This window comes from Massilia sp. IC2-476 (assembly GCF_020707295.1).
Taxonomy (GTDB): Bacteria; Pseudomonadota; Gammaproteobacteria; order Burkholderiales; family Burkholderiaceae_D; genus Telluria.
Genome location: NZ_JAJFER010000006.1, coordinates 74,597 through 92,263, shown reverse-complemented (window position 1 = coordinate 92,263; position 17,667 = coordinate 74,597). Strand labels below are relative to the sequence as shown.

Genomic DNA, 17,667 nt, shown 5'->3' with positions numbered 1-17,667 from the left:
TACAAATACGATATCTGTGCTGTTACATTCGGGCGAGCACGGCGCCCCAGGTGAAGCCGCCGCCGACGCCTTCCATCAGCACATTGTCACCCTTCTTGATACGGCCGTCGCGCACCGCGGCGTCCAGCGCCAGCGGGATCGAGGCGGCCGAGGTGTTGCCGTGCTGGTCGACGGTGACGACCATCTTTTCCATCGGCAGGTCGAGCTTCTTGGCGGTGCCCTTCATGATGCGCAGGTTGGCCTGGTGCGGGATCAGCCAGTCGATGTCGGACGGCTGCATCTTGGCGTGCTCGAGCGCTTCCTTGGCGACTTCTTCCAGCACCGTGACGGCCAGCTTGAACACCGCCGGGCCGTCCATGTACAGGAAGCCGCTGCCGGCCACGGCGCCGCCAGCCAGGTTGCCCGGGATCGACAGGATGTGCGACTGGCTGCCGTCGGCATGCAGCTTGGTGGCCAGCACGCCCGGCTCGCTTGATGCTTCCATCACCACGGCGCCGGCGCCGTCGCCGAACAGCACGCAAGTGGTGCGGTCGCTGAAGTCGAGGATGCGCGAGAACACTTCGGCACCGATCACCAGCACGCGTTTATAGACACCGGCGCGGATGAAGGCGTCGGCGGTCGACATCGCATACACGAAGCCGCTGCACACCGCCTGCACGTCGAACGCGGCGCTATTATTCGCCATGCCGAGCTTCTGCTGCACGATGCAGGCGGTGCTGGGGAAGCTGCCGTGGAAGTCAGGGGTGGAACTGGCGACGATGACCAGGTCGATCTCGCCCGGGGTCTTGCCGGCCGCTTCGATCGCCTTGCGGGCGGCATTGACGGCCAGGTCGGAAGCGTTTTCGTCAGCGGCCGCGTAGTGGCGGCTCGAAATGCCGCTGCGGGTCACGATCCATTCGTCGGAGGTCTCGATGCCCTGCCCGGCCAGCTGGGCCGCGAGTTCCTCGTTGGTCACGCGCTTGGCCGGCAGGTAGCTGCCGGTACCGGTGATTCTGCTGTAGACAGTCATCTCTCCACCATCCTGCTATTGTGATTTACGCCTGGCGTTGGACGTCGGGCGGGGTCGGCATCAGTTCGGCGATCAGCGCCGACAGCTGCTCTTGTAGATCGTATTTGGCTGCGTCATAGGCGCGCTTGAGCGCCCACTCGAAGGCAAAGGCGTTGGCGCCGCCATGGCTCTTGAATACCAGGCCTTTCAGACCGAGCAGGCTGGCGCCGTTGTAGCGTTCCGGATTCAGCTTCTTGAGCGACTTGCGGGCCAGCAGCGCACCTAGCGTCGAGATCCAGTTCTCGGTGAATACGGATTTGAAGAAGCGCGACACGCCTTCGATGGCCTTGAGGGTGACGTTGCCGACGAAACCGTCGCACACGACCACGTCGACCGTGCCTTTGAAGATATCGTTGCCTTCGACATTGCCGAAGAAATTCAGCTTGCCGCGCTCGTGGTCGGCCTTGAGCAGCGCTCCGGTGGCCTTGACCACATCGTTGCCCTTGATCTCTTCGGTTCCGACGTTGAGCAGGCCGATGGTAGGACGCGGGATATTCTCCATGGTTGCGCACAACACCGAACCCATGATGGCGAACTGGTGCAGGTGGTGCGGCTCGCAGTCCACATTGGCGCCCAGGTCGAGCATGTAGGTCGGGCCGCCCTTCTGGTTCGGCATGATCGAGCAGATCGCCGGGCGGTCGACGCCGGCCATGGTCTTGAGCACGTAGCGCGAGACGGCCATCAGGGCGCCGGTATTGCCGGCCGAGACGCTGGCGTTGGCGCTGCCGTCCTTGACCAGCTCGATTGCCACGCGCATGGATGAATCCTTCTTCTTGCGCAGGGCGATTTCCAGCGGGTCGTCCATGGTGACGACCTCGGCGGCATGCTTGACGGTGATGCGGGAGTGCGACTCGGCGCCATGCTTCTTGAGCTCGGCACGCACGACGTCTTCCAGGCCCACCAGGATCAGGTGGACGTCAGCTTGTTTTTTTAGAAACGAGATGGCTGCTGGAATGGTAACTGAGGGGCCGTGGTCGCCGCCCATACAGTCAATAGAAATTGTGATTGTCATTTGTCGGGGGATGCCGGCTCACGCAATGCGGGCGGCAGGATGGGATGGGGCGTGGCGCATGGCCAGCCGCTGTCCGCGCAATTCAAAATGACGGATTGCAAAGTTGTTGCAGCCGCTGAAAACGGAAAAGAAAAAGCGGCGCCACGCAGAAAACATACGTTGCACCGCTTTCATGGTACTAAAGGACAAGACGTCGATTACTCGTCGTTCTTGGTCTTCAGGACTTTACGGCCACGGTAGAAACCGTTCGGGCTGATGTGGTGACGCAGGTGGGTTTCGCCGGTGGTCGGCTCGACTGCCAGGTTCGGTGCGGTCAGGAAATCGTGCGAACGGTGCATGCCGCGCTTCGACGGGGACTTCTTATTCTGCTGAACTGCCATGATGACTCCTAATACATAAGTTCTAAAATTCTAACACATTCGACTTGCAAATTCATGCAGATCGAGTATCCCAGCGGCAATTTCTTATTCATCCATTGCCGACATGTTTTAACGCTGCCTACATCAACTGCCTACTGCCATACTCGACTACTGCACGCGTTTGACACGTTCTTTCAGTCGTACTGCGGCGCATTGCATTACTGCTCTGCGGTACTACTAATTCGTTCTACTGCTTTATTCGGACTTGAGGTTTTTCAGTGCCGCAAACGGCGAGACCTTTTCGGTCTTCAGGGCGTCCAGCAGCTTGGTGTCCGGACATACCTCGTGTTTCGGTGCCTGCGGCAGGGCCAGCAGGGCTTCATCTTCCAGCAGCTGGCGAATATCGCATTCGTGGCTGCCGACGATCACGTCGATGCTCTCGTCGTCGAGGACTTCCTCGATCCCGTCCGCATCTTCATCGTCCTTGCCGAGCACCAGCATGGTGGACGAATCGATTTCGTAGTCAAGGGCCGTCAGGCAGCGCTGGCACACCAGCTTCACGGGACCGGCGACCGCCAGGGTCATCGATGGATATCCCTGCTTGGTCAGGCCGCCGTCGATCGACCAGCGAATCTCGCCAGACTTGTCGGCGCAATCGGCTGCCAGACGGGTCATCTCGGCCACGGGCGTCACGCCCTCGCGGTGTCCGCTATTCCGGCAAAACTCGAAGGCGTCAATGACAAAAGCGCTCATTTGGAAAACTTCCCCGGAAAACCTGCGATAATAACAGGCTTCTCCCCGCAGAGTCAAAGACTTACGTCGTTTTTGACCCCTCCGCGTTGTTCGCAATAACCGATGTGTTGGATTTATCAGGTTTACTTGCCGGAGATATATGATCTATAAGCTTGTCTTATAGTTTTTCCATTCGACAGACCGCAATGATACCAAGTTCCACGCCACCGCGCCTCATTTTGGCCTCAAGTTCCGCCTACCGCCGCGAGCTGCTGTCGCGCCTGCAACTGCCCTTCGAAGCGATCGCACCTGATATCGACGAAACGCCGCAGCCGGGCGAGGCGCCGCAGGACACCGCCCTGCGCCTGGCGCGCGACAAGGCGGCCGCGGTGGCGGCGCGGGCGCCCGGCGCGCTGGTGATCGGCTCGGACCAGGTCGCCACACTCGACGGCATGCAGATCGGCAAACCTGGCGACCATGCGCGCGCGCTGGCACAGCTCCAGCTGATGCGCGGACGGCGCGTGGTCTTCCATACGGCACTGTGCCTGTGGGATAGCCGCGTGGCCAACCCCGCGCAGGCGGCGCAGGTGGAAAACGTACAGGTCTTCGTCGACTTCCGCAACCTGCCGGATGCCGAGCTGGACGCCTACCTGCGCATCGAGCAACCCTACGATTGCGCCGGCAGCGCCAAGAACGAAGGCCTGGGCATTGCCCTGCTCGAAAGGATCGAGTCGAGCGACCCGACCGCCCTCACTGGCCTGCCCCTGATCGCCCTGACAGGCATGCTGCGCCGCGCCAGTGTTTCCTTCTTCGGCGTGTAACACCTTATATTTTCTGAACGATGCCTGGCACCCTTTACCTGATTCCGAACACCCTTGGTCCCGTCGATGCCGCACCAAACGCCCTGTCCACCCTGCTGCCGACGCAGGTGCAGGCGCTGACCTCCAAGCTCGATTATTTCGTCGCCGAGAACGCCAAGACGGCGCGCGCCTTCCTGAAGTTGATTGGCATCGACCATCCGCTGGCGAAACCGCTGCAGGAGATCGAGATCGCGGAACTCAACGTCAACACGCCGCCGGCCGCCCTCGCCCAATTGCTGGCGCCGCTGCTGGCGGGACGCGATGCGGGGCTGGTGTCGGAAGCCGGGGTGCCGGCAGTGGCCGACCCTGGCGCCGACCTGGTGCGCCTCGCCCACCAGCATGGAATCGCGGTGCGCCCGCTGGTGGGGCCATCCTCGCTGCTGCTGGCGGTGATGGCCAGCGGCCTGAACGGCCAGAGTTTTGCCTTCAATGGCTATTTGCCCACGGACGCGGGGCAGCGCAGCAAGCGGATCCAGCAGCTCGAGGGGCGCTCGCGCAGCGAGAAGCAGACGCAGCTCCTGATCGAGACGCCGTACCGGAACGGGCAAATGCTGGAGGCGCTCGTGGCAGCGTGCCAGCCGGGGACCCTGATTTGCGTGGCGACGGATTTGTCGCTGACGAGCGAGTCGGTCAGGACGATGACGGCGGCGAAGTGGAAGCAAGCACTGGCGGCCGGGAAGGCGCCTGACTTCCACAAGAAGCCGACCGTATTCCTGTTCCTCGCCCAATAACCCGCGACGCCACCTCGTCGTCCCGGCGGAGGCCGGGACCCAAGTTTCACCGCGTACCGGCTACGCTGGAAGGCAGTGGCGGCTCACGAGAAATTGGGCTCCGGCCTTCGCCGGAGCGACGGTTTTTAGGTTAGAGGTAGTTAAAAGCGCTGCTCGACGCGGCGTGTCAGTGCACCTCATTGGTGAGCTCCCTCACCCAATCAAACGCCTTCAACTCGATCTCGCGAATCTGCGCCACGCTTAAGCCCAGCTTGCGCAGCGCGTTGTACAGCTTACACCCGCCCTCGGCCGCTTCCAGCAGCTCGGCCACCCTGAGCATCGTGCCGAATTCCCCCTCCCGGTCCAGTAGCGCGGCGCGCACGTCGTCGGCGACTTCGACGTTGTCGAGGATTTCCTGCATCGGAATCGAGAACAGCGCATCGGCCAGCGACATGATCCCCACGGTAAAGGCGCGGTCGGCCCGCGCCGCATCGTCCGGGCGCTTGGCCAGGGTCATCAGTTCGAGCAGCTTGCCGCGCGTGGTGGCCAGTTGCAGCAGCGGTGAAGCGAGCTCGACGCCGCCGGCCGTGGTGTAGAGCAGGATCTGCAGCCAGCGCTGCAGCTGGCGCCGTCCCAGCTGGCTCAGCGCCTGTGACAGGGATTCAATCTGCGGTCCCGGCGCCGCGCGGCTGTTCACCAGGCGCAGCAGGTTCAGGCTGATCAGGGCGTCGCGCTTGACCGCGGTTTCGATCACATGGGCGTCGGCATCCGAACTCACCAGCTCCAACAGGCGCAGGATCGCCATCTCGGACGGCGTGATCTTCTTGCCCGACAAGATCACCGGACGGGCAAAGTAATAGCCCTGGAAGTATTCGAAGCCGAGGTCCATGCACAGCCGGAACTCGTCGAGCGTTTCGACCTTTTCGGCCAGCAGCTTCTTGCCGGTGGATTTGAGCGAGGCCACCAAGTCTTGCAGCTCCTCGCGCGGCACCAGCTTGACGTCGACCTTGATGACGTCCACCAGACCGACCAGCCGGTCGAGCTCGGGAGAATGCTCGACCACGTCGTCGACCGCGAACTTGAAACCGAGTTCCTTCAGTTCGGCGACACGCGCCAGCAGCTGCCGGGTCGGCTTGACGGTTTCCAGGATTTCGAGGATAACCTTATGGGGAGGCAGGAAACGTACGAAGTCGCTCATCAGCACGACCTCGTCCACATTCACGAAGGCGAGCTGCTCGCCGACCACCTGCTCCATGCCGAGCTGCGACGCGTGCGAAATCACGGCCGCCGTCGCCGCAGCGTTGTCGGTCAGCTTCGCATCGTCGTCCTCACCGGCGGCACGGAACAGCAGCTCGAATGCCACGAGATGCTGGTCACGGCCGAGGATGGGCTGACGTGCGAGGAAAAAATCGTTGGACGGCGCGGACGCCGCTGCCGTTGCTTCGGCATGCATCTAAAAAACTCCCGGAAACTGTTGCGGCACGGATGAGCCTGCCGAGCAGGCGTGTGGACGCCTGTCTCGACGACTATACTACAAATCCGACATTATTAGCATTTTTATATCGAATCGCGCCTAGCGCTTGCCGCCCTTGCCGGCTGGGCGCGGGCCGGCCGCACGCGGCTGTGCGCCCGCCGGACGCTTGGCCGGAGCACGCGATTCGCCCTGTCCTACCGCTGCGGGCTTGACCTGCGCGCTGCCGTCCGGACGCCATGCGCGGCGTGGCGCCGGCGCCTTGGCGGCCGGCTTGGCCTCTTCGCCTTCGCGCACCATGCTCTGGCCCGGCAGGCGCAGGCTGCCCTTGCCCGACAGCGGGCTGGCGCGGCGGGCGTTGCCGACCGGCGCGCGTGGTCCTTCGCCGGCCAGGCGCGCCGACGCGGCACCGGTTACCTGAGTGCCGGTTTCGATGGTGAAGCGCGCGCCGGCGTCCTTGCCCAGCACTTGCACCAGGTAAGGCATGGTCTCGCGCAGCATCGGCTCGAGGGTATAGGGCGGGTTCAGGATGAACATGCCGCTGCTGTGCAGGCCAATGCCGTCCGGGCCCGGCGTCGACACGGTGAGCGTGACGTTCAGCCACTCCTTGGCCGGCAGACGCTTGAGCTTGTCCGGGAACTGGCGCGATTCCATGCGCTGCAGCACCGGATACCAGACCGCGTACATGCCGCTCGGGAAGCGGCCCAGCGCTTCTTCCAGCGCATCGCGCACCTTTTTATAGTCGTCCTTCACCTCGTAGGGCGGGTCGACCAGCACCAGCGCCCGGCGCGAAGGCGGCGGCAGCAGCTTTTTCAGGCTCTGGAAGCCGTCGCCGTGCTCGATGATCACGCGCTTGCCGCGCGCTCGCTCGCCCTGCTCGGCCTTGTGCGCCTCGGCCTTGCGGACATTCTCGTTCAGGATCTTGACGTCGGCCGGGTGCAGTTCGAACAGGCGCAGGCGATCGTCAAGGCGCGACATCTGGTCCGCGACATAGGGCGAGCCCGGGTAGTAGCGCATCTTGCCGCTCGGGTTCATCCCCTTGACCAGGTCGAGGTAGGGCTGCAGCGCCGCCGGCACGTTGGTCGCATTCCACAGCGGGCCGATACCGGTATCGAATTCGCCCGTCTTGGTGGCCTGGAAGCTGTCCAGCGCATAGACGCCGGCGCCGGAGTGGGTGTCGATATAGGTGTAGGCAACGTCCTTCTGGTTCATATACAGGTGCAGCTGCACCTGTACAAAGTGTTTGAGGACATCGGCGTGGTTACCCGCGTGGAAGGCGTGGCGGTAGCTCAACATAAGCTGGAATTCCTGAGAAAAGTGTCGTTGCCGTCCTTTCGACGGCGCAATGGCCGCCATTATCCACTATCACGCCTCCCGGTCGGGAAAATGCACGGGAAATAAAAAAGCCGCAGGCCCTGATGGGCACTGCGGCAAATCCTTGGAGGTGTTACGGCTTGCCTTAAGCGACTTTCTTTTCGTCGAAGAACTGCTCGTCTTCCGTCGAACCATGCAGCGCGGTGGTCGAGCTCTGGTTCTGCTGGATGGTCTGGGTCACGGCGTCGAAGTAGCCGGTGCCGACTTCGCGCTGGTGCTTGACGGCGGTGAAGCCCTTCTCGGCGGCAGCGAACTCGTTTTCCTGCAGTTCCACGAAGGCCGACATGCCGCGGCGGGCATAGCCGTGGGCCAGGTTGAACATGCTGTAGTTCAGGGCGTGGAAGCCGGCCAGGGTGATGAACTGGAACTTGTAGCCCATCGCGCCCAGCTCACGCTGGAACTTGGCGATGGTCGCGTCGTCCAGGTTCTTCTTCCAGTTGAACGAAGGCGAGCAGTTATAGGCCAGCATCTTGCCCGGGAACTTGGCGTGGATGGCTTCGGCGAACTGCTTGGCGAAGTTCAGGTCCGGCTTGCCGGTCTCGCACCACACGAGGTCGGCGAACGGGGCGTAGGCCAGGCCGCGCGAGATGGCCTGCTCGATGCCCGGCTTGACGCGGTAGAAGCCCTCGACGGTGCGTTCGCCGGTGCAGAAGGGCTGGTCGATCGGGTCGACGTCCGAGGTGAGCAGGTCGGCAGCTTCGGCATCGGTACGGGCGATGACCAGGGTCGGGGTGCCCATCACGTCGGCCGCCAGGCGCGCCGCATTCAGCTTCTCGACCGCTTCGCGGCTCGGCACCAGCACCTTGCCGCCCATGTGGCCGCATTTCTTGACCGAGGCCAGCTGGTCTTCGAAGTGCACGCCGGCGGCACCGGCGTCGATCATCGCTTTCATCAGCTCGAAGGCATTGAGCACGCCGCCGAAGCCGGCTTCCGCATCGGCCACGATCGGGGCGAAGTAGTCGATGTCGTCCTTGCCTTCGGACCATTGGATCTGGTCGGCGCGCTGGAAGGTATTGTTAATGCGGCGGACCACCTGCGGCACCGAGTTGGCCGGGTACAGCGACTGGTCCGGATACATTTCGCCGGCGACGTTGGCGTCACCCGCCACCTGCCAGCCCGACAGGTAGATAGCCTTCAGGCCGGCCTTCACCTGCTGCATGGCCTGGTTGCCGGTCAGCGCACCCAGGGCGTTAACGTAGGGTTCGTTATTGACCAGGTCCCACAGCTTCTCGGCGCCACGCTTGGCGAGGGTGTGCTCGATCTGGATCGAACCGCGCAGGCGCACGACGTCGGCCGCCGTGTAGTTGCGCGTCACACCTTGCCAACGCGGGTTGGTCTCCCAGTCTTGCTGGAGTTCACTGATCTGCTGTTCACGAGTTGCCATGCTGTTCTCCTGATAGAAAAATGAATTGCGAAAGAATCTGTTGAGACAATCATAGATCAGTTTGTGCGGAGCACAACAACTCTTATATAAGACATCAAAAGAATTTTTAATCCTGTTATTTCAATGACTTGGCGTTTTCATTTCATGATGCGGCATGAAATTTCTTAAAATGAGAACAAGGAAGCATAGCGCTTTTGCTGCGCATTTCGTCAGACGGCATCTGCATTTCACAATGTAAAAACAGGACGACATACACCGTTGCTAGGCGGCACGTAATTACTTAGTGACGCCAAATATTTGTTGACCAGACGAAAAACTGATGACATGATGCAATCATCAAATCCGTCAAAATAACCAACAATTTAACGAAAATGATCATGCGCCCTCTCCTCCATCTCGCCAGCGGTTTCCTCTTCCTCGCCGCACAAAACGCATCTGCCGGCGTTATCAAGCAGGATGGGGTCGTGTTTACCTCGACCTATACCGGCAATGTCCTGACCCTGGAAATCGATGCGGCGAACCGCAGCGGCGGCTGGCTTGGCGCCAGCGCGATCGACGCCCTGTCGCTCAAGACGATCGGCAGCTTTTCCGGCGTGAACATGAGTACGCCCGGCGCCGCGCCCTGGGCCCTGTCGTCGAGCGAACTGTTCGCCAAGGGCTGTGGCGCCGCCAAGGCCAGCGCAGGCTCGACCGGCATGACACGCCTGTGCTACACCGGCCCCGGCATCGCCCTGGCCGACAATATGGTCTTTACCTTTACCTTCACCGGCACCCCGGTCCTGTCGGCCCCGCACCTGAAGGTCCATTTCATCGACGCCAAGGGCAACAAGGTCGGCAGCCTGCTCTCGCTCGACTTCCCGGCGACCCCAGAACTGATCCCGGCGCCGGTTCTCACCCTGCCGGTGAAGGAAACGGCTGCAGCGAACGGCACCCTGCCGGCAAGCCCGGCCCTCTCGAACACGGCGTCGAATGTGCCGGAACCGCAGAGCCTGGCGCTGCTGGCTGCAGGATTCGCGATGCTGGGCCTGACCCGTCGCCGCAAGTCCTGAGCCCCCTTGCAGCGCTGCTTGCTGCAGGGAAACCCTAGCTCAGCCATTGGTTAGTCGCCTAACAGAAAGGTCAATACGGGCGGAATAGTCTGGGCCTGCGTGCTCATCCGTACGCAGGTCCGGGCCGTTCGCCGACGCGAAGGCCTGGTCATTCAATATCATCGAGGAGATCGAATTGAAGACCTTACTAGCCAAAGCAACAGCCATCCTGGCCCTCACCGCGGGCGTCATCGCCTCCAGCCAGGCCGGCACCCTCACCTATCAAGGCGTGACGTTCACGTCGACCTGGTCGGGAAACCTGCTCACCCTGGAAATCGACGCCGCCAAGCGCAGCGGCGACTGGCTGGATGCGACCAGCATCGGCGCCCTCCAGCTGAAGGACCTCGGCAGCTTCTCCGACGTCACCCTGGTCTCCGCGCCCGGCGCGGCCACCGACTGGACCCTGTCCTCGAACGAACTGAATGCGAACGGATGCAGCGGCGGCGCCCACGCGGGACGCAGCCTGTGCTTCTCCGGCGAGCGCGTGCTGCTTTCGGACGACATGGTGTTCCAGTTCAGCTTCAGCGGCGGCGCGCCGGCGCTCGATGCCCCGCACCTGAAGGTGAACTTCTTCGGCGAGGGCGAGCGCAAGGTGGGCAGCCTGCTGTCGCAGGCCATCGCGCCGGTGCCGGAGCCGCAGACCTACGCGATGATGCTGGGCGGGCTGGGGCTGATGGGCTTCATGGCGCGGAGGAAGCGCAGGCAGCCGTAATGGTGTGATGACGTAAAAAAGCGGCGCGTGCCTTGCGGGACGCGCCGTTTTTATTGGTAGGCGCGAAGCGGCTTACTTGGCCAGCTCCACCTGTTCGCCGAACACGAGGTTCCCGCCGCGCACCCGCACCGGGATCGTATCCTTCGGCCCGAAACGGCCGGACAGGATCGCCTTCGACAGCGGGTTTTCGATCTGCTGCTGGATTGCGCGCTTGAGCGGGCGGGCGCCGTACACCGGGTCGAAGCCAGCTTCCGCAATCTTCTGCAGCGCCTCGTCGTCGATGTCGAGCTGCATGTCCATCTTGGCCAGGCGTTCCTCCAGGTTGCGCAGCTGGATCTTGGCGATCGCACCGATGTTCTTCTCGTCGAGCGCGTGGAAGACCACGATTTCGTCGATCCGGTTGATGAACTCGGGGCGAAAATGTCCGCGCACCTCGGCCATCACGGCCAGCTTCACCACCGCCGGTTCATCCGTGTCCATCGACTGGATCTTGTGCGAACCCAGGTTCGAGGTCATGACGATCACCGTGTTCTTGAAGTCCACGGTGCGGCCCTGCCCATCGGTCATGCGGCCGTCGTCCAGCGCCTGCAGCAGGACGTTGAACACGTCCGGGTGCGCCTTCTCGATCTCGTCCAGCAGGATCACGCTGTAGGGCTTGCGGCGCACGGCCTCGGTCAGGTAGCCGCCTTCTTCGTAGCCGACGTAGCCCGGCGGCGCGCCGATCAGGCGGGCAACCGAGTGCTTCTCCATGAATTCGCTCATGTCGATGCGGATCAGGGCCTCCTCGGTGTCGAACAGGAAGCTGGCCAGCGCCTTGCACAGCTCGGTCTTGCCGACGCCGGTCGGGCCCAGGAACATGAAGGAACCGTAGGGGCGGTTCGGGTCGGACAGGCCGGCGCGCGAGCGGCGGATCGCATCCGACACCGCCTCGATCGCCTCGTCCTGGCCCACCACGCGCTTGTGCAGTTCGTCCTCGATGTGCAGCAGCTTCTCGCGCTCGCCCTGCATCATGCGCGACACCGGAATGCCGGTCGCGCGCGCCACCACTTCGGCGATTTCCTCGGCGCCGACCTGGGTGCGCAGCAGTCGCGGCTTGCTGGTATCGCCATCTGCGCTTTCGGCCGCTTCCTCGGCTTTCTTGAGCTGCGCTTCCAGTTGCGGCAGCTGGCCGTACTGCAGCTCGGAGACACGCTGCCAGTTGCTTTGGCGCTTGGCTTCCTCCATCTGGTGCCGGATGCGCTCGATCTCTTCCTTGATATGGGTGGTGCCCTGCACCGCCGCTTTCTCGGACTTGAGGATCTCCTCGTAGTCGTTGTACTCGCGTTCCAGGCGCGCGATCTCTTCGCCGATCAGCTCCATGCGGCGCATGGACGCTTCGTCGGTCTCCTTGCGCACGGCCTCGCGCTCGATCTTCAGCTGGATCAGGCGGCGCTCCAGCCTGTCCATGACTTCCGGCTTGGAGTCGATCTCGATCTTGATCTTCGAGGCCGCCTCGTCGATCAGGTCGATCGCCTTGTCCGGCAGGAAGCGGTCGCTGATGTAGCGGTGCGACAGCTCGGCCGCGGCGATGATGGCCGGGTCGGTGATCTCGACCTTGTGGTGCAGCTCGTACTTTTCCTGCAGGCCGCGCAGGATGGCGATGGTCGCCTCCACGCTCGGCTCGTCGACCATGATCTTCTGGAAGCGGCGCTCGAGCGCGGCGTCCTTCTCGACGTACTTGCGGTACTCATCCAGCGTGGTGGCGCCCACGCAGTGCAGTTCGCCGCGCGCCAGCGCCGGCTTGAGCATGTTACCGGCGTCCATCGCGCCTTCGGCCTTGCCGGCGCCGACCATGGTGTGGATCTCGTCGATGAAGACGATGGTCTGGCCTTCGTCCTGGGCCAGCTCCTTCAGCACGGTCTTGAGGCGTTCCTCGAACTCGCCGCGGTACTTGGCGCCGGCCAGCAGGGCCGCCATGTCGAGCGAGAGCACGCGCTTGCCCTTGAGCGAGTCGGGCACTTCGCCGTTGACGATGCGCTGGGCCAGGCCTTCGACGATGGCGGTCTTGCCGACGCCCGGCTCGCCGATCAGCACGGGATTGTTCTTGGAACGGCGCTGCAGCACCTGGATCGCGCGGCGGATCTCGTCGTCGCGGCCGATCACGGGGTCGAGCTTGCCCTGGCGAGCACGCTCGGTCAGGTCGAGGGTGTATTTTTTCAGCGCTTCACGCTGGCCTTCGGCGTCCTGCGAATTCACCGACTCGCCGCCGCGCACGGCCTGGATCGCGGATTCGAGCGCCTTCTTCGCCAGGCCGTGCTCGCGCGCCAGGCGGCCGGCGTCCGACTTGTCCTCGGTCAGCGCCAGCAGGATCATTTCGGAGGACAGGAACTGGTCGCCGCGCTTCTGCGATTCTCGGTCCGCCAGGTTCAGCAGCGACACGAGTTCGCGCGAGACCTGGACGTCGCCGCCGGTGCCGGTCACCTTGGGCAGGCGTTCCAGCGCAGACTTGAGCGCATTCGACAGACCGCCGACGTTGACGCCGGCGCGCTGCAGGAGTGAGCGGGCGCCGCCGTCGTCCTGGTTCAGCAGGGCGACGAGCAGGTGCACCGGATCGATGTATTGGTTATCGTTGCCGACCGCCAGGCTCTGGGCATCCGCCAGCGCTTCCTGGAGCTTGGTCGTCAGTTTGTCTTGCCGCATGGTATTGCTCCCTAGTGGTGTTCTTGACTGAGGAGCAAAATAAGGGCCACTATCCGCTTTTCAAGATGTGCAATGGCGACCCCATGCAAGAATCACTCCAGCTCGGGTTTCAGCCCTGGTTCGCGCAGGCTGCCCAGGTCGCGCACGTTCTTCTGTACCGCTACCACGGCGAACAGGCTGAAGCTGAATGACATGGCATAGAAACCTTTTTCGCTCGGCGCCAGGGTGGCGTTCCACAGGCCGACGGTAAGCAGCAGGATGGCAGCGATGAGCGAGACCCAGCACAGGCCGGCATAAATGCCGGTGACCGGCAGACCTTCCGAGCGGTCGCGCACGGTCTTTTGCAGCGACACCGCCGCAAACAGGCCGAACAGCAGCAGGGTCAGGTAATAGCCCTTCTCGTTCAGCTGCATCTGGGCGTTCCACAGGCCGATCAGGAAAGCGATGGCGCCGATCGCCAGCGCGGCCCAGGAAGCACCGACGAAGGCGGAAGTGGGACGTTGAACGGTTTGCATGGCTGGTTCCTTAAATAAATAGACCAGCCGCAAAATTATCACGCCAGGAACTGCGCGCCATTGCGCTATGCCTTGGTATCGGCAGGCGATACCGCCTGGAGCGCCCGACAAAACTCGCAGGGCAAGGCGCAGCGTCGAAGACAGTACGCAGGTACGGCGAGACGCTGCAACGCAGCCATGCGGGTTTTGCCGGGCGCTCCTAGCCGCGCAGGGCGCGCCATGTCGCGAAACCAGCCACGCAAAACAGGATCGAGCCCAGCAAGTGCAGCAGCGTGTGCGCCAGCGCCCAGCCATATTCCCCGCGCTGGAGCAGCACCACCGACTCTCCGGAAAAGCTGGAAAAGGTGGTCAGCCCGCCGAGGAAGCCGGTGATGGCGAACAGGCGCCATTCCGGTGCGACGTGCGGGTTGGCGGTAAAAAAGCCGAGCGCCAGCCCGACGAGATAGCCGCCGACCAGGTTCGCCGCGAGCGTGCCGAGCTGCACGTAGGCATGCAGGCTGCCCAGCCACAGGCCCAGGCCCCAGCGCAGCCAGGCGCCGATTGCCGCTCCGGTACCGACCGCCAGCCAGCTCAATTCTTATTCCACTTCTGCTTGGCGGAATCGTCGCTCGCCCGGGCGTCGACCCAGCGTGCGCCATCCGGCGTCTGTTCCTTCTTCCAGAACGGCGCGTCGGTCTTGAGGTAATCCATGATGAACTCGCAGGCGGCAAAGGCTTCGCCCCGATGGGCTGAGCTGCAGGCCACCAGCACGATCTGGTCGAGCGGCTTCAGGGGACCGACGCGGTGGATCACCAGCACGCCGTACAAGGGCCAGCGCTCGCGCGCCTGCGCCACGATGTCCGCCAGCGCCTTTTCCGTCATGCCCGGATAGTGTTCCAGCTCCATCTCCGAGACCTGGGCCCCCTCGTTCAGGTCACGCACCGTGCCCACGAATGAAACCACGGCGCCGACCCGGCCGTCGCCGGCGCGCAGGGCTGCCAGCTCCCGCGACAGGTCGAAGTCATCCTGCTGGACACGGACGTCGGTCACCCCGGTAGCAAGGGGCGCGTTCACCGGCCGTCCTTCGCGACACGCGTCAGCAGGTGCTCGACGCGCGTTTCGGTGCGGGCGTCCAGCAGCGCTGGCAGGCTCAGGAGCGCGCGCAGGCCGCTACCCAAGTCGTGACCCGTGCCCTGCCCCGGCTTTTGCCCCGTCTTGTGGCCAGACTTGAGCGAGCTCTGCAGCACCTCGACCTGCAGCTTGAGGCGTTCGCGCGCGAACTCGGCGCCGCTGTCGATGCCGGCCGCGATTTCGAGGCGCAGCAGTTCGTGCATCAGGTGCTCGCGGTTTGCTTCCAGTTGACGCGTGTAGGCGCTGCGGTCGCCTTCGAGCGCAGCCAGGGCCGCGTCGAAACGCTGGCGCAGTACCGGCTCGTAGCCGCCCTCGAGCGGCAGGAGCGCATCCCAGCGTCCGCGCCAGTCGGATGGATTGGTGTGGGCGTCCGGGTTGACGAGGGCATTTTCCAGCGCCTGGATCAGGCGCAGCTTGTCGCGCACGGCGCCGGCCAGCGCCAGCCCGGCGGCGCGGCGCGCCACGTCGGCATGGTGCTGCACGGCAGCCACCGCGGCGTGGTAGCGCTTCTCGACCCGCGCTTCGTGGGCGCGCGGCACCGGGCCGATCGCCGCCCATTCGGCCGCTGCTTCGCGCAGCAGCTTGCCGGCGGTGGCGGGCGTCGTCTCTAGTGCGGCTGCTTCCAGGCGTGCGCTGAGCGCTTCCTTGGCCGCTTCGTGGGCGCGGCGCTCGGAGTCGGCGACGTGGGCCTGTTCCTTGCGCTGGGCGAACAGGGCGTCGCAGGCGGCGCGGAAGCGCTGCCACAGGGCCTGCTCGGCCTTGCGTTCCAGCGGCAGCGCGCGCGCATGCTCCTGCCAGCGCGCCTGCAGGTGGCGCAGCGCGTCGACCGCGTGGCGGTCATGCGGGTCGAGCGCCAGCGCTTCCTCGATCAGGGCCTCGCGCACCGCCATCTCGCCCTTGCGCTGCTGCTCCAGCGGACGCTGGAGCGTGTTCAGCGCGTCGCCGAACAGCTGGTCGAGGCGCTTCCTGTCCTTGCGGTCGATCGCGCCCAGGTGGCTCCAGGCGGTGCGCAGGCGCTGCACGGTGCCCGACACGTGCTTCCAGTCGGCTTCGCCCGATTCGAGGCGTGCGATCTCGGCCTGCGCTTCTTCAACGAGGGCCTGGCCGCGCGCGGCGTTCGCGTGGCGCTCGTCGGCCAGGTGGCGGAAGTGGGCGGCGGCCGGCGCATAGGCGGCGGTACAGGCGGCGTCGAAGCGCTCCCACAGCGAGCGCGGCGCGGCGCCGGACAGGCTGTCGAGCGCCTTCCAGCGCTCGCGCATGCTGCCCACCTTCTTGGCCAGCTCGCCCATCGCCAGGTTCTGGGTCGGCAGGGCCTCGACCGACTTGATCAGTTCTTCGCGCGAGACGTTGCCGCCCCAGCGCGCCCAGTCCGACAGGCGCTTCAGTTCGGCGCGCACGTGGTTCAGGCGGTCGAGCTGGGCGGGCGTCAGGCGCATGCCCTTGTCCTTGCTTTCCTTCAGCGATTTGTCGAGTTCGGCAGCAGTGCCGAGCGAACCCTGCTGCAGGGCGGCCTCCATCGCATCCAGGCGGTCGAGGAAGTGCTGGTCGGCGCCCTTGTTCTGGGGCTTGGGCGGCTTTGCTGCACCGGCTTCAGGCCGACGCGGCTCTTTCGGTTTGCGCACTTCCTGCGGCAGGCTGGCCAGCAGCTCGTCGAAGCGGCGCTGCAGCTGGGCGCCGGGACCATTGGACGGCAAGGCCGGCAGGCGCTGCCATTCCTTGCGCAGCAGCTCGGCCTTCAGCTCCGTAACCGGCTGGGCCTGCCAACCCGCGAGCGCGGCTTCGCGTGCGGCCAGCGCCGCCCGGTCCTGCTCGATGGTGGCCAGGCTGGCCTGCAGGCGCGCCTGCTCGGTGGCGAACTCGGCGACCAGGGCGCGCGGCAGCGAGGCGTGGCCGGGCGCCACCAGGGCGGCGGCCTGCTCGCGCGACAGGCTTTCCAAACGTTCGCCGAAGGCGGCGGCATCCAGGCCGGCCGCTTCGAGCTGGCGCAGGGCGGCGAGGCGGTCGATCATGGCGCGCTGCAGCTGCACCTGGGCTTCCAGGCGCTTGCCCAATTCGGCGCGGATGCCATCGAACTCGGGCGCCAGCTCGGGCGCGGTGACGACCGCCCACTGACGGTCGAGCTCGGCGACATGGTTGGGCGTGAGCAGCTGGTCGTCGAGCAGCGCCCTGGCGTGCGCCAGCGCTTCCTGCCCGCGGCGCAGCTCGGCTTCATGGTGGCGGATGGCGTCCAGGCGCGACTGCATCAGCTTGGCGACGCGACGGTCGGTATTGCGCATCGCCGTGTGCACGCGCTCGAGCTGTGCGCGGCTGTGGACCAGCTCGGCCGCGGCCAGGCGCAATTCGGAGAAATCGGAGGAAAGGATGAAGGCGACGGCAGTCTCTTCGTCGCCGTTCAAGTGCTTGAGCTGTTCGGCCTGCTGCTCGCGCGGCGTCGGCGCGCCGGACGCCGCCGGCACGGACTGGGCCGGTGCAGCGCTGCCCTCAGGCTGTTCGCCGCCGGTGCCGGCCGGCTTGTCGCCACCCTGCCGCTTGAATAGGAATTCGAACATGATGAAATCGCACTTCCAAAAGCCCCATCATAGCAAAGAACCAAGCTGGGGCTCGCCGCGCAGC

General features: G+C 64.4%; 16 protein-coding genes. 4 read left to right on the top strand and 12 right to left on the bottom strand.

Going from position 1 to position 17,667, the window contains the following annotated elements; translation table 11 throughout:
* Positions 1-22: 22 nt before the first annotated feature.
* The 4 genes from LK539_RS16655 to LK539_RS16640 all read right to left on the bottom strand — a co-directional run bounded on the left by LK539_RS16655 (position 23) and on the right by LK539_RS16640 (position 3,172).
* Positions 23-1,009, bottom strand: coding sequence for a beta-ketoacyl-ACP synthase III (locus LK539_RS16655; RefSeq protein ID WP_227802179.1), 987 nt, complete (start codon positions 1,007-1,009; stop codon positions 23-25).
* A 25-nt stretch (positions 1,010-1,034) separates the two neighbouring features.
* A complete protein-coding gene (gene plsX / locus LK539_RS16650) occupies positions 1,035-2,060 on the bottom strand; it encodes a phosphate acyltransferase PlsX (RefSeq protein WP_227802178.1) in 1,026 nt (341 codons plus the stop codon).
* A 197-nt stretch (positions 2,061-2,257) separates the two neighbouring features.
* On the bottom strand, positions 2,258-2,440 hold the full coding sequence (gene rpmF / locus LK539_RS16645) for a 50S ribosomal protein L32 (protein ID WP_005666806.1): 183 nt from the start codon (positions 2,438-2,440) through the stop codon (positions 2,258-2,260).
* A 234-nt stretch (positions 2,441-2,674) separates the two neighbouring features.
* A complete protein-coding gene (locus tag LK539_RS16640) occupies positions 2,675-3,172 on the bottom strand; it encodes a DUF177 domain-containing protein (protein ID WP_227802177.1) in 498 nt (165 codons plus the stop codon).
* 185 nt (positions 3,173-3,357) lie between these two features.
* On the opposite strand from LK539_RS16640, the gene LK539_RS16635 reads away from it, so the two are divergent.
* Positions 3,358-3,972, top strand: coding sequence for a Maf family nucleotide pyrophosphatase (locus LK539_RS16635; RefSeq protein ID WP_227802176.1), 615 nt, complete (start codon positions 3,358-3,360; stop codon positions 3,970-3,972).
* A gap of 20 nt (positions 3,973-3,992) precedes the next feature.
* On the top strand, positions 3,993-4,742 hold the full coding sequence (locus LK539_RS16630; protein WP_227802175.1) for an SAM-dependent methyltransferase: 750 nt from the start codon (positions 3,993-3,995) through the stop codon (positions 4,740-4,742).
* A 166-nt stretch (positions 4,743-4,908) separates the two neighbouring features.
* Here LK539_RS16630 and LK539_RS16625 read toward each other — a convergent pair whose 3' ends face one another.
* From LK539_RS16625 to aceA, 3 genes are all read right to left on the bottom strand, one after another.
* A complete protein-coding gene (locus LK539_RS16625) occupies positions 4,909-6,174 on the bottom strand; it encodes an EAL and HDOD domain-containing protein (protein WP_227802174.1) in 1,266 nt (421 codons plus the stop codon).
* A 120-nt stretch (positions 6,175-6,294) separates the two neighbouring features.
* Positions 6,295-7,488, bottom strand: a complete 1,194-nt coding sequence (gene rlmJ, locus LK539_RS16620; protein WP_227802173.1) for a 23S rRNA (adenine(2030)-N(6))-methyltransferase RlmJ — start codon at positions 7,486-7,488, stop codon at positions 6,295-6,297.
* 163 nt (positions 7,489-7,651) lie between these two features.
* A complete protein-coding gene (gene aceA / locus LK539_RS16615) occupies positions 7,652-8,950 on the bottom strand; it encodes an isocitrate lyase (protein ID WP_227802172.1) in 1,299 nt (432 codons plus the stop codon).
* A 377-nt stretch (positions 8,951-9,327) separates the two neighbouring features.
* On the opposite strand from aceA, the gene LK539_RS16610 reads away from it, so the two are divergent.
* Both LK539_RS16610 and LK539_RS16605 read left to right on the top strand, forming a co-directional pair.
* Entirely contained in the window at positions 9,328-9,999 is a 672-nt protein-coding gene (locus LK539_RS16610; protein WP_227802171.1) for a PEP-CTERM sorting domain-containing protein, read from the top strand.
* 175 nt (positions 10,000-10,174) lie between these two features.
* On the top strand, positions 10,175-10,750 hold the full coding sequence (locus tag LK539_RS16605; RefSeq protein ID WP_227802170.1) for a PEP-CTERM sorting domain-containing protein: 576 nt from the start codon (positions 10,175-10,177) through the stop codon (positions 10,748-10,750).
* 72 nt (positions 10,751-10,822) lie between these two features.
* On the opposite strand, the gene clpB is transcribed toward LK539_RS16605, so the two are convergent.
* The 5 genes from clpB to LK539_RS16580 form a co-directional block, all read right to left on the bottom strand.
* Positions 10,823-13,429, bottom strand: coding sequence for an ATP-dependent chaperone ClpB (gene clpB, locus LK539_RS16600; RefSeq protein WP_227802169.1), 2,607 nt, complete (start codon positions 13,427-13,429; stop codon positions 10,823-10,825).
* 92 nt (positions 13,430-13,521) lie between these two features.
* Positions 13,522-13,944 carry an inner membrane protein YiaA gene (yiaA, locus tag LK539_RS16595; protein WP_227802168.1) on the bottom strand — a complete coding sequence of 141 codons (423 nt, stop codon included), beginning with the start codon at positions 13,942-13,944 and terminating at the stop codon, positions 13,522-13,524.
* A 199-nt stretch (positions 13,945-14,143) separates the two neighbouring features.
* The gene (gene crcB, locus LK539_RS16590) at positions 14,144-14,518 is read right to left on the bottom strand and encodes a fluoride efflux transporter CrcB (RefSeq protein ID WP_227802167.1); all 375 of its coding nucleotides are present in this window, start codon (positions 14,516-14,518) and stop codon (positions 14,144-14,146) included.
* A complete protein-coding gene (gene moaE / locus LK539_RS16585) occupies positions 14,515-14,973 on the bottom strand; it encodes a molybdopterin synthase catalytic subunit MoaE (RefSeq protein ID WP_227802406.1) in 459 nt (152 codons plus the stop codon). Before moaE ends, crcB begins: the two co-directional genes overlap by 4 nt.
* A gap of 20 nt (positions 14,974-14,993) precedes the next feature.
* Positions 14,994-17,603: a DUF349 domain-containing protein gene (locus LK539_RS16580; RefSeq protein WP_227802166.1), complete on the bottom strand. Its 2,610-nt coding sequence runs from the start codon at positions 17,601-17,603 to the stop codon at positions 14,994-14,996.
* Positions 17,604-17,667 lie beyond the last annotated feature (64 nt).

Coding starts and splice junctions, on each gene's coding strand:
- LK539_RS16655 (WP_227802179.1), bottom strand. CDS start 1,009: ATGACTGTCTACAGCAGAATCACCGGTACCGGCAGCTACCTGCCGGCC.
- plsX (WP_227802178.1), bottom strand. CDS start 2,060: ATGACAATCACAATTTCTATTGACTGTATGGGCGGCGACCACGGCCCC.
- rpmF (WP_005666806.1), bottom strand. CDS start 2,440: ATGGCAGTTCAGCAGAATAAGAAGTCCCCGTCGAAGCGCGGCATGCAC.
- LK539_RS16640 (WP_227802177.1), bottom strand. CDS start 3,172: ATGAGCGCTTTTGTCATTGACGCCTTCGAGTTTTGCCGGAATAGCGGA.
- LK539_RS16635 (WP_227802176.1), top strand. CDS start 3,358: ATGATACCAAGTTCCACGCCACCGCGCCTCATTTTGGCCTCAAGTTCC.
- LK539_RS16630 (WP_227802175.1), top strand. CDS start 3,993: ATGCCTGGCACCCTTTACCTGATTCCGAACACCCTTGGTCCCGTCGAT.
- LK539_RS16625 (WP_227802174.1), bottom strand. CDS start 6,174: ATGCATGCCGAAGCAACGGCAGCGGCGTCCGCGCCGTCCAACGATTTT.
- rlmJ (WP_227802173.1), bottom strand. CDS start 7,488: ATGTTGAGCTACCGCCACGCCTTCCACGCGGGTAACCACGCCGATGTC.
- aceA (WP_227802172.1), bottom strand. CDS start 8,950: ATGGCAACTCGTGAACAGCAGATCAGTGAACTCCAGCAAGACTGGGAG.
- LK539_RS16610 (WP_227802171.1), top strand. CDS start 9,328: ATGCGCCCTCTCCTCCATCTCGCCAGCGGTTTCCTCTTCCTCGCCGCA.
- clpB (WP_227802169.1), bottom strand. CDS start 13,429: ATGCGGCAAGACAAACTGACGACCAAGCTCCAGGAAGCGCTGGCGGAT.
- yiaA (WP_227802168.1), bottom strand. CDS start 13,944: ATGCAAACCGTTCAACGTCCCACTTCCGCCTTCGTCGGTGCTTCCTGG.
- LK539_RS16580 (WP_227802166.1), bottom strand. CDS start 17,603: ATGTTCGAATTCCTATTCAAGCGGCAGGGTGGCGACAAGCCGGCCGGC.